Here is a 17180-nt window from a genome sequence, read left to right on the forward strand (position 1 = left end):
ACAATAGAAGAGATAACCGCATGCGCACCCTGATGATCGAGCCCCTGACCAAAGAAGCCTTCGCCCCCTTCGGTGACGTGATCGAAACCGATGGCAGCGACCACTTCATGATCAACAACGGCTCGACCATGCGCTTTCACAAGCTCGCCACGGTCGAAACCGCCGAGCCTGAAGACAAAGCGATCATCAGCATCTTCCGCGCCGACGCGCTGGACATGCCGCTGACCGTACGCATGCTGGAACGCCATCCGCTGGGCAGCCAGGCTTTCATCCCGCTGCTCGGCAACCCCTTTCTGATCGTGGTCGCGCCCGTTGGCGATGCACCTGTATCAGGCTTGGTCCGCGCCTTCCGCAGTAACGGTAGGCAGGGCATCAATTACCATCGCGGCGTTTGGCACCACCCGGTGCTTACGATCGAAAAGCGGGATGATTTCCTGGTGGTTGATCGCAGTGGTTCTGGCAACAACTGCGATGAGCATTACTTCACCGAGGAACAGATGCTGATCCTCAATCCCCACCAATAAGAAAAGGTCGATCATCGTAAGGTGATCGGCAGAGGTACATACTGTGGAAGCACACCTTCACGAATGGCTGAACCTGAGCATTCGCTGGGTTCACATGATCACCGGTGTCGCCTGGATCGGTGCATCGTTCTACTTCGTCTGGCTGGAAAACAACCTGAACCGGAGCAATCCGCGTGACGGGCTGTCGGGTGACCTTTGGGCCATCCACGGCGGTGGTATCTATCACCTTGAAAAGTACAAGCTGGCACCCCCGAAAATGCCCGAGAACCTGCATTGGTTCAAATGGGAAGCCTACTTCACCTGGATGTCCGGTATCGCCTTGCTGTGCGTGGTGTTCTACTGGAACCCGACCCTGTACCTGCTGGCCCCTGGCAGCACCCTGAGCGGTGCCGAGGGCGTGGCCATTGGTATCGGTTCGCTGGTGGCCGGCTGGTTCATCTACGACCTGCTCTGCGACTCGCCGCTGGGCAAGCGCCCGGCATTGCTGGGTGGCGTGCTGTTCGTGCTGATCATCGCTGCGTGCTGGGGCTTCAGCCTGGTATTCAGCGGCCGTGGCGCATACCTGCACACCGGCGCGATCATCGGCACCATCATGGTCGGCAACGTGTTCCGCATCATCATGCCGGCCCAGCGCCAGCTGGTGGCAGCGATCGAGAACAACACCACGCCTGACCCACGCCTGCCGGCCAAAGGCCTGCTGCGTTCGCGTCACAACAACTACTTCACCCTGCCGGTGCTGTTCATCATGATCAGCAACCACTTCCCGAGCACCTACGGTAGCCAGTACAACTGGCTGATCCTGGCCGGCATTGCAGTGGCGGCGGTATTGATCCGTCACTACTTCAACACCCGTCATGACAGCAGCAAGTACGCCTGGACCCTGCCCGTCGGCGCCCTGGCGATGATCTGCCTGGCCTACGTTACCGGCCCCAAGCCGATGGCCGTCAGCCCAGAGCAAGCCGCCGCGAAGATCGAGTACCAGCCGCTGCCCGCCACCGCCGTCGGCGGCAAGACGGCTGCCGAGCTGCGCGCCGAGGAGGCCAGCAAGCCCGCCGAAGCCCCTGCGGCACCGGCGCCAGCCACTGCCCAGGCAAGCGGCGACAGCTTCGACAAGATCCACAATGTCATCCAGGAACGCTGCACCGTGTGCCACTCGTCCAAGCCGACCAGCCCACTGTTCAGCGCCGCCCCTGCCGGCGTGATGTTCGACACCCCGCAGCAGATCCAGGCCCAAGCCGCGCGCATCCAGGCGCAAGCGGTCGCCAGCCAGATCATGCCGCTGGGCAACATCACCCAGATGACCACCGAAGAGCGCAAGCTCGTCGGTGACTGGATCGCCAAAGGCGCCCCGGTCAACTGACCCATCGGGCACACACCGCTCCCGGTGGGAGCGGGTTTACCCGCGAAGAGGCCGGCCTGTCCGGCCTCTGTTTCAAGGCAATACGCAACCAGCAAGCATCGAGCGCCAGGCCTGCAGCCTGGCGCTTGGATCCGAGAATAAAAACAAAACTCGAGGTGCTGCATGTCCGAGTCACGCAAGGCGTACATTCCCGTTGCGCCGCCGCGTCAGCCTCTGCCCCTGTTCCAACTGATCCTGGTAGGCCTGCAACATGTGCTGTTGATGTACGGAGGCGCGATTGCCGTGCCTTTGATCATTGGCCAAGCCGCCGGATTGTCCCGTGAAGAAGTCGCCTTCCTGATCAACGCCGACCTGCTGGTCGCAGGCGTCGCTACAATCATCCAGTCGTTCGGTATCGGCCCGGTGGGCATCCGCATGCCCGTGATGATGGGCGCCAGCTTCGCTGCCGTCGGCAGCATGGTGGCCATGGCCGGCATGCCCGGCGTCGGCCTGCAGGGGATCTTCGGCGCGACCATCGCCGCCGGGTTCTTCGGCATGCTGATCGCGCCGTTCATGTCCAAGGTCGTACGCTTCTTCCCGCCCCTGGTTACCGGTACCGTCATCACCTCGATCGGCCTGTCGCTGTTCCCGGTCGCGGTCAACTGGGCCGGTGGCGGCCATGAGGCAGAAGCCTTCGGCTCGCCCATCTACCTGATGGTCGCAGGCCTGGTACTGGCCGTGATCCTGCTCATCAACCGCTTCATGCGTGGCTTTTGGGTCAACGTTTCGGTGTTGGTCGGCATGGGCCTGGGTTACATCCTGGCCGGCTCCATCGGCATGGTCGACCTGACCGGCCTGAAAGACGCACCGTGGCTGCAAGTGGTCACCCCACTGCACTTCGGCATGCCGACCTTCAGCCTGGCACCGATCCTGTCGATGTGCCTGGTGGTGGTGATCATCTTCGTCGAGTCCACGGGCATGTTCCTCGCCCTGGGCAAGGTGACCGATCGTGAAGTCACGCCTGGCATGCTGCGTCGCGGCCTGCTGTGCGATGCCGGCGCGTCGTTTGTCGCGGGCTTCTTCAACACCTTCACCCACTCCTCGTTCGCCCAGAACATCGGCCTGGTGCAGATGACCGGGGTACGCTGCCGCTACGTCACCGTGGTGGCCGGTGCGCTGTTGATCCTGCTCAGCCTGCTGCCCAAAGCGGCCTTCCTGATTGCTTCGATCCCGCCTGCGGTACTGGGCGGCGCGTCCATCGCCATGTTCGGCATGGTCACCGCCACCGGGATCAAGATCCTTCAGGAAGCAGACATTGGCGACCGTCGCAACCAGCTGCTGGTTGCGGTGAGTGTCGGTTTCGGGCTGATCCCCGTGGTACGCCCGGAGTTCTTCGCACAGATGCCGCAGTGGATGGAACCGATCACCCACAGTGGCATCGCCATGGCCACGGTCAGCGCCCTGGTGTTGAACGTGCTGTTCAACATCCTCGGGGGTGCCGACCGCGCGGCGCATAACGACGCCTGTCACCAGCACTGAGCCAGAGGGGGCGGCGCAATGGCCGCCCCTGACTCACACCCGCAGTAACCGCTACACCGTCGGCCCGCCGGAATGGGCCGCTCGGGGCGCCCCTGCGCGCTAAAAAAACCGCCAACAAAAACAATAAGTCCGGGAATCACGACATGAAGCGCATCACCACGTCCCTGTTATTGGGCAGCAGCCTGCTGGCCACCCTCCCCTCGCATGCAGGCGAATGGCTGCAATGGCACGGCGAAAGCCTGAGCTACCTGTACGGCAAGGACTTCAAGGTCAACCCTGATATTCAGCAGACCATCACGTTCGAGCACGCCAACAAATGGAAGTACGGCGACACCTTCATGTTCGTCGACAAGATTTTCTACAACGGCAAGGCCGACCGCAGCAAAGGCGGGACCACCTACTACGGTGAGTTCAGCCCGCGCCTGTCGCTTGGCAAGATGACCGGCCACACGTTTGAGTTCGGCCCGATCAAAGACGTGCTCATCGCCATGACCTACGAGCGTGGCGAAGGCGACAACGAGGCTTACTTGATCGGCCCCGGCTTCGACCTGGCCGTCCCCGGCTTCAACTACTTCACCTTAAACTTCTACGTGCGCAACACCGAGGGCAGCCGCCCCGGCGACAACGTCTGGCAGATCACCCCGGCCTGGTCGTACACCATTCCCGTGGGCAGGTCCGACATCCTCATCGACGGCTACATGGACTGGGTCGTGGACAACGACCAGACCCGCCGTGGCACCTACCACGCCAACCTGCAGTTCAACCCGCAGGTCAAATACGACCTGGGCAAGGCCCTGAACCTGGGTGCCAAGCAGTTGTACGTGGGCTTTGAATACAGCTACTGGAAGGACAAATACGGCATCGACAGCCGCGGCAATGTGGACAGCAACCAGAGCGTTGCAAGCGCCCTGATCAAAGTCCATTTCTAATAACCTGACCAAACGCACAAGTTTGATTCACACCGCTCCAGGACGGAGCACTTGAGGACCGGCGCGCAAGCCAGTAATCTGCGCGCCCCCTCGATCAGGGCAGAACGGATTCTGCCTGCGTTTACTGACCGCTCAGTCAATGAATACGGGCGGTTGGCCAACGTGTTGCCAGCCTGAAAGACCCTTTTCATCCGTTCAGAACGAAGTCGAGCAGGAAGGTTGTGCCAGCCCGGAAAAGTTGGCTCAGCTCTTGCCAAACAGCTGTGGCCTATCGAAAAAAGCTGACTCAAAAGACAAAAACAGCGCCAACACCGAGCGCTGACAACAGATCAATCAAGGGAGCGACACTCGCAATGCGTACCATCAACAGCCTGATCCTCGCCGGCGGCCTGCTGGCCTGCGGCACCACCTTCGGCGGCGACCTGCTGCAGTGGCAGAACAACAGCCTCACCTACCTGTGGGGCAAGAACTTCAAGGTCAACCCCGAAATCCAGCAAACCGTGACCTTCGAGCACGCCGATGGCTGGAAGTACGGCGACAACTTCATTTTCGTCGACAAGATCTTCTACCAAGGCAAGAAAGACGCGGGTAACGGCCCCAACACCTACTACGGTGAAATCAGCCCACGCCTGTCGTTTGGCAAGATCTTCGACCAGAAGCTGGCGTTCGGCCCGGTCAAGGACGTGCTGCTGGCGATGACCTACGAGTTCGGCGAGGGTGATACCGAGTCCTACCTGATCGGCCCGGGCTTCGACCTGGACATCCCAGGCTTCGACTACTTCCAGCTGAACTTCTACCAGCGCACCACCGACGGCAGCCGCGCGGGTGACAACGTCTGGCAGATTACCCCGGTCTGGTCCTACACCATTCCAGTCGGCTCATCCGACATCCTCATCGACGGCTTCATGGACTGGGTCGTGGACAACGACGAGAACCGTCGCGGCACCTACCAAGCCAACCTGCACTTCAACCCACAGGTCAAATATGACCTGGGCAAGGCGTTGCACCTGGGTGAGAAGCAACTGTATGTCGGTTTTGAATACGATTACTGGAAGAACAAATACGGCATCAAGGACTCCGATGCCTTTACCACTGACCAAAACACAGCGAGCTTCTTGGTAAAAGTACACTTCTAAGCCGCTGAAACGTGACAGCGTTGCTAACCGGTGACGCTGTCACGCACTAAGTTGTAAGAGACTTCTTACAAGCTTTTAGGAGAAAACCTACCTAACAAATAACTTGCCTTGTAGGTCAATATAACCCCAGCCGGCAGAATAATACCCACTATCACCAATGCCATCTCCACCTGATGGTGCTCAAGCATCTGCAGGATATCCACCACCAGCATCACCACACTGATGGTCAGCGCCACGCCAAACATTGCGCAGCCCTTGTAGAGCGCCTGCATGTCTATCCCGCTCAGCAGGAAGCCAAAGCCCAGGCTCACCCAGGCAATCGCCGTGATCAGATACAACGCCAAGTGATAGGCGTCGTAGGTCAATACATTGCCGAACATGTGCACACCTCCCCATCAAGTCTGTAAACGACAGTGCCTAACTATAAATCTGACTTTCTCTGTGCGCACCGCAAAATTTTGACATTTTTTTTGCAAACACTGATCTAATCTGCCGCTCTCTGCACAACTAAAAAAGACAACAGGGCTATTTGATGCGCACTACCCTCGCCGCCCCTTGGCGCTACTTGGTACTACTTTGCTCACTCTGGTTCGGTATTTTCCTACTGACGCGGTTGGTATTGCTGGTAACCCACCTGGATGAAGTCAGTGGCAATTACTTCTCGTTGTTCTTCGACGGGGCGATCTACGACCTGAGCTTCCTGGCCTATGCTGCCCTGCCGATGGGCCTGTACCTGGCGGTTTGCCCTACCTCGCTGTGGCGTACGCGCGCCCATCGCGGGCTGCTGACCGGGCTGCTGGTGGTCAGCCTGTTCGTGATGCTGTTCGTCGCAGTGTCGGAATGGCTGTTCTGGGACGAATTCGGTGTGCGCTTCAACTTCATCGCCGTCGACTACCTGGTCTACTCCAAGGAAGTACTGGACAACATCCGCGAATCCTACCCCTTGCCCACGCTGCTCAGCGCTATCGCGTTGGTCGCAGTGGTGCTGGCGGTGCTGCTGCGCAAACCGCTGGCCCAGGCCCTGGCCGCCCCCGCCGCGAGCGTGCGTCAACGGGTACTGGGCATTGCCCTGCTGGCGGCGCTGGCTGGCCTGAATGGCGTGGTAATCGATCAGCAGTTTCCGCGCGGCCAAGGCGGCAACGCCTACCAGCGCGAGCTGGCCAGCAACGGCCCGTATCAGTTCTTCGCCGCCTTCCGTAACAATGAACTGGACTACACGCAGTTCTATGCCAGCCTAGACGCAGCTGACGTCGGCGCGCACATGCATCAGGAACTGGCCGAACCCGACGTCCGCTTCCAGGGCCAGGAGCCACAGGACATTCGCCGCCACATCAGCGCCCATGGCCCACAGCGCACCCCGAACATCATCCTGGTGACCCTCGAAAGCTTCAGCGCCAAATACATGGGCAGCAACGGCGACGCGCGCAACCTCACGCCCAACCTCGACGCCTTGCGCCGCGAGAGCCTGTACTTCAACAATTTCTACGCCACCGGCACCCGCACCGACCGCGGCCTGGAGGCCATCACCCTGTCGATTCCGCCAACCCCGGGGCGCTCGATCGTCAAGCGCATCGGCCGCGAAAGCGGCTATGCCAGCCTCGGCCAGCAGCTGACGGCCAGGGGCTACGACGCGGTGTTCGTCTACGGTGGGCGCGGCTATTTCGACAACATGAACGCGTTCTTCAGTGGCAATGGCTATCGCATCGTCGACCAGAGCAGCATCGATGAAAGCGAAATCAGCTTCAAGAACGCCTGGGGCATGGCTGATGAAGACCTGTATCGGCAAACCCTGAAGCTGGCCGACGCTGACCATGCCAAGCAGCAGCCGTTCTTCCTGCAACTGATGACCACGTCCAACCATCGCCCCTACACATACCCGGAAGGCCGCATCGACATTCCATCCGGTGATGGCCGTGAAGGTGCGGTGAAGTACACCGACCATGCCATCGCGCAGTTCCTGCAGGCGGCCAAGCACAAGCCGTGGTTCGACAACACGCTGTTCATCTTCGTCGCCGACCACACCGCTGGCAGCGCTGGCGTGGAAGACCTGCCGGTGAGCAATTACCAGATCCCGTTGTGGATCTATGCACCCAAGCTCATCGCGCCCCAAGAGGACGCCAAGCTGGCCAGTCAGATCGACCTGGCGCCGACCGTGCTCGGCCTGCTCAACGTTGACTACACCTCGACCTTCTTCGGCCGCGACCTGCTCAAGGAAGATGCACTGCCACCTCGCGTACTGATCGGCAACTACCAGCACCTGGGCCTGTTCGACGGCAAAAACCTGGCCATCCTCAGCCCACGCGGTGGCATGCGCGTGCATGAAGACGCCTTGGGCAACAGCCATGAAACCACCGTGGGCAACGACAACCCGTTGGTACGCCGTGCCATTGCCTACTACCAGAGCGCCGCCTACGGCTTCAGCAAGGGCCTGCTGGCCTGGAAGCCGGAGGAAAGCGGCGTGGTCGTCAGCCCCTGACGGCGCGCCACACCTTCGTTACGCCGCTGACCACCGCCAGCACCACGGCCCCGGCCACGACACCGGCCACGCCGTTGAGCAAGGCCACGGTCAGCCCACCACCGCGCCCCACGCTGAAGGCCTCGATGGCATGATGCAGGGGCGCGATGCCATGCACCAAAATCCCGCCGCCGACCAAAAACATTGCCGCCGTCCCGATCACCGACAGGCTCTTCATCATGTAGGGCGCGGCGCGCAGGATGCCGTTGCCGACCGCCTGGGATAGCCTGGATGCTTTGTGGGTCATCCACAGGCCCAGGTCATCGAGCTTGACGATGCCGCCCACCAGCCCGTAAACGCCAACCGTCATGACGACGGCGATGCCCGACAGCACGATGATCTGCTGGGGCAGCGGCGAATCCGCCACGATCCCCAAGGTGATGGCAATGATCTCGGCCGACAGGATGAAGTCGGTGCGCACCGCACCCTTGATCTTGGCCTTCTCGTAGGCGACAAGGTCGACACTGGCGTCGGCCACGGCCTCCTTGCGGGCCTCATGCTGCGCGCTGTCCTCTTCCTTGCTGTGCAAGAACTTGTGCGCCAGCTTCTCGAACCCCTCGTAGCACAGGTACGCGCCGCCGACCATCAGCAACGGCGTCACCGCCCACGGGATGAAGGCGCTGATCAGCAACGCTGCCGGCACAAGGATCGCCTTGTTGACGAACGAGCCTTTGGCCACCGCCCAGACCACCGGGATTTCGCGTTCCGCGCGCACGCCGGTTACCTGCTGGGCATTGAGCGCCAAATCGTCCCCCAGCACGCCGGCCGTCTTTTTCGCCGCGACCTTGGTCATCAACGACACGTCGTCGAGTACCGTGGCGATATCGTCGATCAGTACCAGTAGACTGCTTCCTGCCATGTGCCTGTTTCCCGTGAAATGAATGTGCCGGAGTCTAGCCGAAAGTCGCTGCCTTGAGCGCCCTTCAGCCGCGGTGCTAACATGCCCGATCCCTCTTAGAGGTGGCCAGACACGAGGAAGATCCCTGACAATGAGCACCATTCGCGAGCGCAACAAGGAACTGATCCTGCGCGCGGCCAGCGAGGAATTCGCCGACAAGGGCTTCGCCGCCACCAAGACCAGCGATATCGCGGCCAAGGCCGGCCTGCCCAAGCCGAACGTGTATTACTACTTCAAATCCAAGGACAACCTCTACCGCGAGGTCTTGGAGAGCATCATCGCGCCGATCATGCAGGCCTCGACGCCGTTCAATGCTGACGGTGACCCTAAAGAAGTGCTGAGTGCCTACATTCGCTCGAAAATCCGCATTTCCCGCGATTTGCCGCATGCCTCCAAAGTGTTTGCCAGCGAGATCATGCACGGTGCGCCGCATTTGTCGCCCAACCAGGTCGAGCAGCTCAACGAGCAGGCACGGCACAATATCGAGTGCATCCAGGGTTGGATCGAGCGCGGGCAGATCGCCAAGGTGGATGCGCATCACCTGATGTTCAGCATCTGGGCGGCGACCCAGACCTATGCCGATTTCGATTGGCAGATTTCGGCGGTGACGGGCAAGGCCAAGCTGGCCGAGAGTGATTATGACGCGGCGGCCGAGACCATCATTCGGCTGGTGCTCAAGGGCTGTGAGCCTGAGGCGGCCTGATAGGGCCAGTGGGGCTGCTCTGCAGCCCTATCGCCGGCAAGCCGGCTCCCACAGTGACCGCACAGCTTTTGAACACTGTGAATTTCCTGTGGGAGCCGGCTTGCCGGCGATGAGGCCAGTACAACCAATAGAGATTTAAGCAGCCACCCCCGCATCCGCCTTCAACCCAACTGCCTCGATCGCACTGATCGCGCATTGCTCGTCGATATCCGACGTATCCCCGCTGATCCCCACCGCACCCAGCACCTTGCCGTCCTGATCACGAATCAGCACACCCCCCGGTGCCGGCACCACCGGCCGCTCTCCCAGCCCATTCAATGCGGCAAAAAACGCCGGCCGTTGCTGCGCATCCAGCGCCAACAAGCGTGAGCCCTTGCCCAGCGCAATCGCCCCCCAGGCCTTACCGGTGGCCACTTCCGGCCGAATCAGGCTAGCGCCATCCTCGCGCTGCAGGGCCAGCAAGTGCCCGCCCGCATCCAACACCGCCACAGTCAACGGCGCAGCGTTGATCTGGCGGCCTGCCGCCAGCGCAGCATTGACCAGGCTTACCGCGACTTTCAGGTTCAGAACGTTCATGAAAAGGTCCTCTTCTTGTTGTGAGAAGCCCTAAGGGCAGTTGAAAACCAATAGCGCAAATAGAACACAACAGAAGATATTTTTGTATACAATATTTTAAAACGATCGTACTCGATCCGACAGAACGCCGTTTTCACGGGCGGTCCGACGAAAGCCATTCTCCCTGATGAAAATCCATTGACCTAAGCAGGCAGGCGTGAATACACTCTGCCGCACAGCAAGTTGTATACAATTACAAAATCGATGAGGCACAACCCATGAGCAAAATGAGAGCAATCGATGCAGCCGTTCTGGTCATGCGCCGTGAAGGTGTAGATACCGCGTTCGGCATCCCAGGGGCTGCCATCAACCCGCTGTACTCGGCCCTGAAAAAAGTCGGTGGCATCGATCACGTCCTCGCTCGCCACGTTGAAGGTGCCTCGCACATGGCCGAGGGCTACACCCGTGCCAACCCAGGCAACATCGGCGTGTGCATCGGCACTTCCGGCCCTGCCGGCACCGACATGGTCACCGGCCTGTACAGTGCGTCGGCCGACTCCATCCCAATTCTCTGCATCACTGGCCAGGCCCCGCGTGCACGCCTGCACAAAGAAGACTTCCAGGCCGTCGACATCACCAGCATCGTCAAGCCGGTGACCAAGTGGGCGACCACCGTGCTGGAGCCAGGCCAAGTGCCTTACGCGTTCCAGAAGGCCTTCTATGAAATGCGCACCGGCCGCCCAGGCCCTGTGCTGATCGACCTGCCGTTCGACGTGCAGATGGCTGAAATCGAATTCGACATCGACGCCTACGAGCCGCTGGCCGTCAACAAGCCATCCGCCACCCGTGTTCAGGCCGAAAAAGCCCTGGCAATGCTCAATGACGCCGAGCGCCCACTGCTGGTGGCAGGCGGCGGCATCATCAACGCCGACGCCAGCGACAAGCTGGTCGAGTTCGCTGAGCTGACCGGTGTACCGGTCATCCCGACCCTGATGGGCTGGGGCACCATCCCGGACGATCACGCCCTGATGGTCGGCATGGTCGGCCTGCAGACGTCGCACCGCTACGGCAACGCCACCCTGCTCAAATCCGACCTGGTGTTCGGCATCGGTAACCGTTGGGCCAACCGCCACACCGGCTCCGTCGACGTCTACACCGAAGGCCGCAAGTTCGTGCATGTGGACATCGAACCGACCCAGATCGGCCGCGTATTCACCCCAGACCTGGGTATCGTGTCGGACGCAGGCAAGGCGCTGGATGTGTTCCTCGAAGTGGCCCGCGAGTGGAAAGCCGCTGGCAAGCTCAAGTGCCGCAAGGCCTGGCTGGAAGACTGCCAGGAGCGCAAGGCCACCCTGCAGCGCAAGACCCACTTCGACAACGTGCCGGTCAAGCCGCAGCGCGTGTACGAAGAGATGAACCAGGTGTTCGGCAAGGACACCACCTACGTCAGCACCATCGGCCTGTCGCAGATCGCCGGCGCGCAGTTCCTGCACGTGTACAAGCCACGTCACTGGATCAACTGCGGCCAGGCTGGCCCGCTGGGCTGGACCATCCCTGCCGCACTGGGTGTGGTCAAGGCCGACCCATCGCGCAAAGTGGTCGCCCTGTCGGGTGACTATGACTTCCAGTTCATGATCGAAGAGCTGGCAGTCGGCGCGCAGTTCAACCTGCCGTACGTCCACGTGCTGGTGAACAACGCCTACCTCGGCCTGATCCGCCAGGCGCAGCGTGGCTTCGACATGGATTACTGTGTACAACTGGCGTTCGAGAACATCAACTCCAGCGACGCCGCCAGCTACGGTGTCGATCACGTCGCCGTGGTCGAAGGCCTGGGCTGCAAGGCCATCCGCGTATTCGAGCCAGGCGAGATCGCCCCTGCCCTGCTCAAGGCGCAGAAAATGGCCGAAGAGTTCCGCGTGCCGGTGGTGGTTGAAGTGATTCTCGAGCGTGTGACCAACATTTCCATGGGCACCGAGATCAACGCGGTCAACGAGTTCGAAGACCTGGCCCTGGTCGGTAACGACGCGCCAACCGCCATCTCGATGCTGGACTGATCGCCTGACGCCCCCAGGCATGCCCTGGGAGCCTTCATCGCAAGGAGACAACTCATGCCTCGCTTCGCTGCCAACCTGTCCATGCTGTTCACCGAACAGGACTTCCTGGCCCGCTTCAAGGCCGCCGCCGATGCTGGTTTTAGCGGCGTCGAATACCTCTTCCCGTACGATTTCAGCGCCGCCGAAATCAAGCAGCAGCTCGATGCGCACGGCCTGACCCAGGTGCTGTTCAACCTGCCGGCCGGCGACTGGGCCAAAGGCGAGCGTGGCATCACCTGCCACCCCGACCGCGTTGAAGAGTTCCGCGCCGGTGTCGACAAGGCCATCGAATACGCCAAGGTCCTGGGCAACACCCAGGTCAACGCCCTGGCCGGCATCCGCCCGCAAGGCCTGCAGTGCGCCGACGTGCGCAAGACCTTCGTCGACAACCTGAAGTTTGCCGCCGAAAAACTGAAAGCCGCCGGGATCCGCCTGGTCATGGAAATGATCAACACCCGCGACATCCCAGGCTTCTACCTGAATACCACGAAGCAAGCCCTGGAAATACAGGCCGAAGTCGGCAGCGACAACCTGTTCCTGCAGTACGACATCTACCACATGCAGATCATGGAAGGTGACCTGGCTCGCACCATGGAAGCCAACCTGAAACTGATCAACCACATCCAGCTGGCCGACAACCCAGGTCGCAACGAGCCAGGCACCGGCGAGATCAACTACCGCTTCCTGTTCGAGCACCTGGACCGCATCGGCTACCAGGGTTGGGTGGGCGCAGAGTACAAGCCGCTGACCACCACTGAAGCGGGCCTGGGCTGGCTGAAGACCCACAACGCAATTTAAGGGCGCATACGCACTGTGTAGGAGCAGCCTTGTGCTGCGAAGAGGCCATCGCTGCGCTAGAAGATCTGCCTGTCATACCGGCCTCATCGCAGCACAAGGCTGCTCCTACAAGGGCCTGCGTTGCCTGCTCCATCGAGATTCAACAAATACAACGAGGTAATCTCTCATGGCTAAAATCGGCTTTATCGGCACCGGCATCATGGGCAAGCCCATGGCTCAGAACCTGCAAAAAGCAGGTCACAGCCTGTTCGTTTCCACCCACCACGACGCCGCCCCGGCCGACCTGATCGCCGCTGGCGCGGTGGCCCTGGCCAACCCGAAAGAAGTGGCCCAGGAAGCTGAATTCATCATCGTCATGGTCCCCGACACCCCGCAGGTAGAAGCCGTCCTGTTCGGTGAGAACGGCGTGGCCGAAGGTGTCGGCCCGAACAAGGTCGTGATCGACATGAGCTCGATCTCGCCGACCGCTACCAAAGCCTTCGCCGAGAAGATCAAGGCCACCGGCGCCGCCTACCTGGACGCCCCGGTGTCCGGCGGTGAAGTCGGCGCCAAGGCCGCGACCCTGAGCATCATGGTCGGTGGCTGCCCGAAAGCCTTCGAGCGCGCCCTGCCGCTGTTCGAAGCCATGGGCAAGAACATCACCCGCGTGGGTGGCAACGGCGACGGCCAGACCGCCAAGGTGGCCAACCAGATCATCGTTGCGCTGAACATCCAGGCGGTTGCCGAAGCCCTGCTGTTCGCCGCCAAGAACGGCGCCGACCCAGCCAAGGTGCGTGAAGCACTGATGGGCGGCTTCGCTTCGTCGAAAATTCTCGAAGTGCACGCCGAGCGCATGATCAAAGGCACCTTCGACCCAGGCTTCCGCATCAACCTGCACCAGAAGGACCTGAACCTGGCCCTGCAAGGCGCCAAGGAACTGGGCATCAACCTGCCCAACACCTCCAACGCCCAGCAAGTGTTCAACACCTGCCAGGCCCTGGGTGGCGGCAACTGGGACCACTCGGCGCTGATCAAAGGCCTGGAGCACATGGCCAACTTCTCGATCCGCGACGAAGGCAAGTAAGCTGAATTTGGGGGCTGCTTTGCAGCCCTTTCGCGACGCAGCCGCACCTACAGGGATCGCGGTCTCCTGTAGGAGCGGCCTTGTGTCGCGAAAGGGGCGCAAAGCGCCCCCAGGGTCTCTGACCCAACACCGAGCAACACCCGCCCCTGGTTCGGCCTGCACGGAGGCAGTTCCAGGGGCGTTTTCGATTCTGCAGAACAACAATAATTTGGGAGCCTGCCATGTCGGTCGATCCGCAAAAAATTCTTCGCGAGCTGTTCGACACAGCCATCGCCGCCGCCCACCCGCGCCAAGTCCTCGAACCCTACCTGCCCGCCGACCGTAGCGGCCGGGTCATCGTCATCGGCGCCGGCAAGGCCGCAGCCGCCATGGCCGAAGTGGTCGAGAAAAGCTGGCAGGGCGAAGTGTCCGGCCTCGTCGTCACCCGTTACGGCCACGGCGCCAACTGCCAGAAAATCGAGGTGGTCGAAGCCGCTCACCCGGTCCCCGATGCCGCCGGCCTGGCCGTGGCCAAGCGCGTGCTGGAGCTGGTCAGCAACCTGAACGAAGACGACCGTGTCATCTTCCTGCTCTCTGGCGGTGGTTCGGCACTGCTGGCACTGCCCGCCGAAGGCCTGACCCTGGCCGACAAGCAACACATCAACAAGGCGCTGCTCAAGTCCGGCGCCACCATCGGCGAGATGAACTGCGTGCGCAAGCACCTCTCGGCGATCAAGGGCGGCCGCCTGGCCAAGGCCTGCTGGCCGGCCACGGTCTACACCTATGCCATTTCCGATGTACCGGGCGACCTGGCCACGGTCATCGCCTCCGGCCCCACCGTCGCCGACCCAAGCACCCGCGCCGATGCCTTGGCCATCCTCAAGCGGTACAACATCGAAGCGCCCAAGGCCGTCATCGACTGGCTCAACAACCCTGCCTCGGAAACCGTCAAGGCCGATGACCCGGCTCTGGCCCGCAGCCATTTCCAACTGATCGCCAAGCCCCAGCAGTCGCTGGAAGCCGCCGCCGTCAAAGCGCGCCAGGCTGGCTTCAGCCCGCTGATTCTGGGCGACCTCGAAGGCGAGTCGCGTGAAGTGGCGAAGGTGCATGCTGGCATTGCCCGGCAGATCGTTCTGCACGGCCAGCCGCTCAAGGCACCTTGCGTGATCTTGTCGGGTGGCGAAACCACCGTCACCGTACGCGGCAACGGCCGCGGCGGGCGCAATGCCGAGTTCCTGCTCAGCCTCACCGAAAACCTCAAGGGCCTGCCGGGCGTGTACGCGCTGGCCGGTGACACCGACGGCATCGATGGCTCCGAAGAAAACGCCGGCGCCTTCATGACCCCTTGCAGTTATGCCCGCGCCGAAGCCTTGGGCCTGTCGGCCAGTGACGAGCTGGACAACAACAACGGCTACGGCTACTTCGCTGCGCTCGATGCGTTGATCGTCACCGAGCCGACACGCACCAACGTCAACGACTTCCGCGCCATTCTGATCCTCGAGACTCCGCAATCATGACGCCTGATAAAAAAGTCAAAATCCTCGCCACCCTCGGCCCTGCGATCAACGGCATCGACGACATCCGTCAACTGGTCGAAGCCGGGGTGAACATCTTCCGCCTCAACTTCAGCCACGGCGAGCACGCCGACCATGCCCTGCGCTACCAGTGGATCCGCGAAGTCGAGCAGCAACTGAACTACCCGCTGGGCATCCTCATGGACTTGCAGGGGCCGAAACTGCGCGTTGGCCGCCTGGCCGAAGGCAAGGTGCAACTGCAGCGCGGCCAGTCACTGCGCCTGGACCTGGACACAACGCCGGGCAACAGCGAGCGGGTCAACCTGCCCCACCCGGAAATCATCGCCGCGCTGGAGCCGGGCATGGACCTGCTGGTGGACGACGGCCGCCTGCGCCTGCGGGTGACCTCCAAGCACGCCGACGCTATCGACACGACCGTGCTGAACGGTGGTGAGTTGTCCGACCGCAAGGGCGTCAACGTGCCGCAAGCGGTGCTCGACCTCTCCCCGCTCACCGAAAAAGACCGTCGCGACCTGGCCTTCGGCCTGGAGCTGGGCGTGGACTGGGTGGCCCTGTCGTTCGTGCAGCGCCCTGAAGACATCGTCGAGGCGCGCCAGCTGATTGGCGACCGTGCCTACCTGATGGCCAAGATCGAGAAACCCTCGGCGGTCGAACAGCTGCAGGCAATCGCCGAACTGGCAGACGCGATCATGGTGGCCCGCGGTGACCTGGGCGTGGAAGTACCCGCCGAAAGCGTGCCGCAGATCCAGAAGCGCATCATCGGCACCTGCCGCCAGCTGGGTAAACCGGTGGTGGTGGCCACGCAGATGCTCGAATCCATGCGCTTCTCGCCTGCGCCCACCCGCGCCGAAGTCACCGACGTGGCCAACGCCGTGGCCGAGGGTGCTGATGCGGTGATGCTGTCGGCCGAGACCGCGTCAGGCGACTACCCGCTGGAAGCCGTGCAGATGATGAGCAAGATCATCCGCCAAGTGGAAAACGGCCCGGACTACCAGGCCCAACTTGACGTTGGCCGGCCGAAAGCCGAAGCCACCGTATCGGACGCCATCAGCTGCGCGATCCGCCGTATCAGCGGCATTCTGCCGGTGGCGGTGCTGGTCAACTACAGCGAGTCGGGCGCCTCGACGCTGCGTGCCGCCCGCGAGCGACCACGGGCGCCGATCCTCAACCTGACGCCGAACCTGAACACAGCGCGCCGCCTGAGCGTGGCCTGGGGTGTGCATTCGGTGGTCAACGACCGCCTGCGTCAGGTTGACGAAATCTGCTCGACCGCCCTGGAAATTGCCCAGGCGCAAGGCATGGCCAGCCGCGGGGACACGCTGTTGATCACCGCCGGTGTGCCTTTCGGCAAGCCGGGTTCGACTAATACGCTGCGGATCGAGACCTTGGTCTGAAACCGCTGGGGGCGCTTTGCGCCCCTTTCGCCGGCAAGCCGGCTCCCACAGGCCGTACGCGGTCCCTGTAGGAGCTGGCTTGCCTGCGATGGAGGGCAAAGCCCTCCCCTTGCTCAGCGTCAAAAACCCTGCGGAAAACCGAGGCCCAAAGAGGCCCACCGCTTTTCAATCAACCTTACC

General features: G+C 61.7%; 15 protein-coding genes. 12 read left to right on the plus strand and 3 right to left on the minus strand.

From position 1 onward, the window contains the following. Nucleotides 1–20: 20 nt before the first annotated feature. The 5 genes from D886_RS0105640 to D886_RS0105660 all read left to right on the plus strand — a co-directional run bounded on the left by D886_RS0105640 (nt 21) and on the right by D886_RS0105660 (nt 5467). The gene (locus D886_RS0105640) at nt 21–524 is read left to right on the plus strand and encodes an ureidoglycolate lyase (RefSeq protein ID WP_027592958.1); all 504 of its coding nucleotides are present in this window, start codon (nt 21–23) and stop codon (nt 522–524) included. Between the two features lie 43 nt (nt 525–567). Further along, complete coding sequence (locus D886_RS0105645) at nt 568–1884, plus strand: urate hydroxylase PuuD (protein ID WP_027592959.1); 1317 nt, start codon at nt 568–570, stop codon at nt 1882–1884. Nucleotides 1885–2046: 162 nt separating this feature from the next. Further along, nucleotides 2047–3402: a nucleobase:cation symporter-2 family protein gene (locus tag D886_RS0105650; protein WP_027592960.1), complete on the plus strand. Its 1356-nt coding sequence runs from the start codon at nt 2047–2049 to the stop codon at nt 3400–3402. A gap of 143 nt (nt 3403–3545) precedes the next feature. Next, nucleotides 3546–4331 carry an outer membrane protein OmpK gene (locus tag D886_RS0105655; RefSeq protein ID WP_027592961.1) on the plus strand — a complete coding sequence of 262 codons (786 nt, stop codon included), beginning with the start codon at nt 3546–3548 and terminating at the stop codon, nt 4329–4331. A gap of 353 nt (nt 4332–4684) precedes the next feature. Next, complete coding sequence (locus D886_RS0105660) at nt 4685–5467, plus strand: outer membrane protein OmpK (RefSeq protein WP_027592962.1); 783 nt, start codon at nt 4685–4687, stop codon at nt 5465–5467. 65 nt (nt 5468–5532) lie between these two features. Here D886_RS0105660 and D886_RS0105665 read toward each other — a convergent pair whose 3' ends face one another. Next, nucleotides 5533–5847 (minus strand): hypothetical protein, encoded by a 315-nt coding sequence (locus D886_RS0105665; protein ID WP_027592963.1) that lies wholly within the window; start codon nt 5845–5847, stop codon nt 5533–5535. Between the two features lie 152 nt (nt 5848–5999). On the opposite strand from D886_RS0105665, the gene D886_RS0105670 reads away from it, so the two are divergent. Beyond that, nucleotides 6000–7943, plus strand: a complete 1944-nt coding sequence (locus tag D886_RS0105670; RefSeq protein ID WP_027592964.1) for an LTA synthase family protein — start codon at nt 6000–6002, stop codon at nt 7941–7943. Here the strand turns inward: D886_RS0105670 and D886_RS0105675 are convergent. Further along, nucleotides 7933–8841: a DUF808 domain-containing protein gene (locus D886_RS0105675; RefSeq protein WP_027592965.1), complete on the minus strand. Its 909-nt coding sequence runs from the start codon at nt 8839–8841 to the stop codon at nt 7933–7935. The genes D886_RS0105670 and D886_RS0105675 overlap by 11 nt on opposite strands. Nucleotides 8842–8971: 130 nt before the next feature. Here D886_RS0105675 and D886_RS0105680 point away from each other — a divergent pair, with 130 nt between their 5' ends. Then, entirely contained in the window at nt 8972–9583 is a 612-nt protein-coding gene (locus D886_RS0105680; protein ID WP_027592966.1) for a TetR/AcrR family transcriptional regulator, read from the plus strand. Between the two features lie 135 nt (nt 9584–9718). On the opposite strand, the gene D886_RS0105685 is transcribed toward D886_RS0105680, so the two are convergent. Then, complete coding sequence (locus D886_RS0105685; protein WP_027592967.1) at nt 9719–10159, minus strand: heme-binding protein; 441 nt, start codon at nt 10157–10159, stop codon at nt 9719–9721. A 257-nt stretch (nt 10160–10416) separates the two neighbouring features. On the opposite strand from D886_RS0105685, the gene gcl reads away from it, so the two are divergent. The 5 genes from gcl to pyk all read left to right on the plus strand — a co-directional run bounded on the left by gcl (nt 10417) and on the right by pyk (nt 17000). Continuing rightward, nucleotides 10417–12192 (plus strand): glyoxylate carboligase, encoded by a 1776-nt coding sequence (gcl, locus tag D886_RS0105690; protein ID WP_027592968.1) that lies wholly within the window; start codon nt 10417–10419, stop codon nt 12190–12192. A gap of 54 nt (nt 12193–12246) precedes the next feature. Next, the gene (gene hyi, locus D886_RS0105695) at nt 12247–13029 is read left to right on the plus strand and encodes a hydroxypyruvate isomerase (RefSeq protein ID WP_027592969.1); all 783 of its coding nucleotides are present in this window, start codon (nt 12247–12249) and stop codon (nt 13027–13029) included. Between the two features lie 166 nt (nt 13030–13195). Further along, complete coding sequence (locus D886_RS0105700) at nt 13196–14092, plus strand: 2-hydroxy-3-oxopropionate reductase (RefSeq protein WP_027592970.1); 897 nt, start codon at nt 13196–13198, stop codon at nt 14090–14092. A gap of 221 nt (nt 14093–14313) precedes the next feature. Continuing rightward, complete coding sequence (locus D886_RS0105705) at nt 14314–15588, plus strand: glycerate kinase (protein ID WP_027592971.1); 1275 nt, start codon at nt 14314–14316, stop codon at nt 15586–15588. Next, nucleotides 15585–17000, plus strand: coding sequence for a pyruvate kinase (gene pyk / locus D886_RS0105710; protein ID WP_027592972.1), 1416 nt, complete (start codon nt 15585–15587; stop codon nt 16998–17000). The genes D886_RS0105705 and pyk overlap by 4 nt, the downstream gene beginning before the upstream one ends. Nucleotides 17001–17180 lie beyond the last annotated feature (180 nt).

This window comes from Pseudomonas sp. LAIL14HWK12:I7 (assembly GCF_000483465.1).
GTDB lineage: Bacteria > Pseudomonadota > Gammaproteobacteria > Pseudomonadales > Pseudomonadaceae > Aquipseudomonas > Aquipseudomonas kermanshahensis.

Coding starts and splice junctions, on each gene's coding strand:
- gcl (WP_027592968.1), top strand. CDS start 10,417: ATGAGCAAAATGAGAGCAATCGATGCAGCCGTTCTGGTCATGCGCCGT.
- D886_RS0105655 (WP_027592961.1), top strand. CDS start 3,546: ATGAAGCGCATCACCACGTCCCTGTTATTGGGCAGCAGCCTGCTGGCC.
- D886_RS0105680 (WP_027592966.1), top strand. CDS start 8,972: ATGAGCACCATTCGCGAGCGCAACAAGGAACTGATCCTGCGCGCGGCC.
- D886_RS0105685 (WP_027592967.1), bottom strand. CDS start 10,159: ATGAACGTTCTGAACCTGAAAGTCGCGGTAAGCCTGGTCAATGCTGCG.
- D886_RS0105665 (WP_027592963.1), bottom strand. CDS start 5,847: ATGTTCGGCAATGTATTGACCTACGACGCCTATCACTTGGCGTTGTAT.
- D886_RS0105670 (WP_027592964.1), top strand. CDS start 6,000: ATGCGCACTACCCTCGCCGCCCCTTGGCGCTACTTGGTACTACTTTGC.
- hyi (WP_027592969.1), top strand. CDS start 12,247: ATGCCTCGCTTCGCTGCCAACCTGTCCATGCTGTTCACCGAACAGGAC.
- pyk (WP_027592972.1), top strand. CDS start 15,585: ATGACGCCTGATAAAAAAGTCAAAATCCTCGCCACCCTCGGCCCTGCG.
- D886_RS0105675 (WP_027592965.1), bottom strand. CDS start 8,841: ATGGCAGGAAGCAGTCTACTGGTACTGATCGACGATATCGCCACGGTA.
- D886_RS0105700 (WP_027592970.1), top strand. CDS start 13,196: ATGGCTAAAATCGGCTTTATCGGCACCGGCATCATGGGCAAGCCCATG.
- D886_RS0105660 (WP_027592962.1), top strand. CDS start 4,685: ATGCGTACCATCAACAGCCTGATCCTCGCCGGCGGCCTGCTGGCCTGC.
- D886_RS0105705 (WP_027592971.1), top strand. CDS start 14,314: ATGTCGGTCGATCCGCAAAAAATTCTTCGCGAGCTGTTCGACACAGCC.
- D886_RS0105640 (WP_027592958.1), top strand. CDS start 21: ATGCGCACCCTGATGATCGAGCCCCTGACCAAAGAAGCCTTCGCCCCC.
- D886_RS0105650 (WP_027592960.1), top strand. CDS start 2,047: ATGTCCGAGTCACGCAAGGCGTACATTCCCGTTGCGCCGCCGCGTCAG.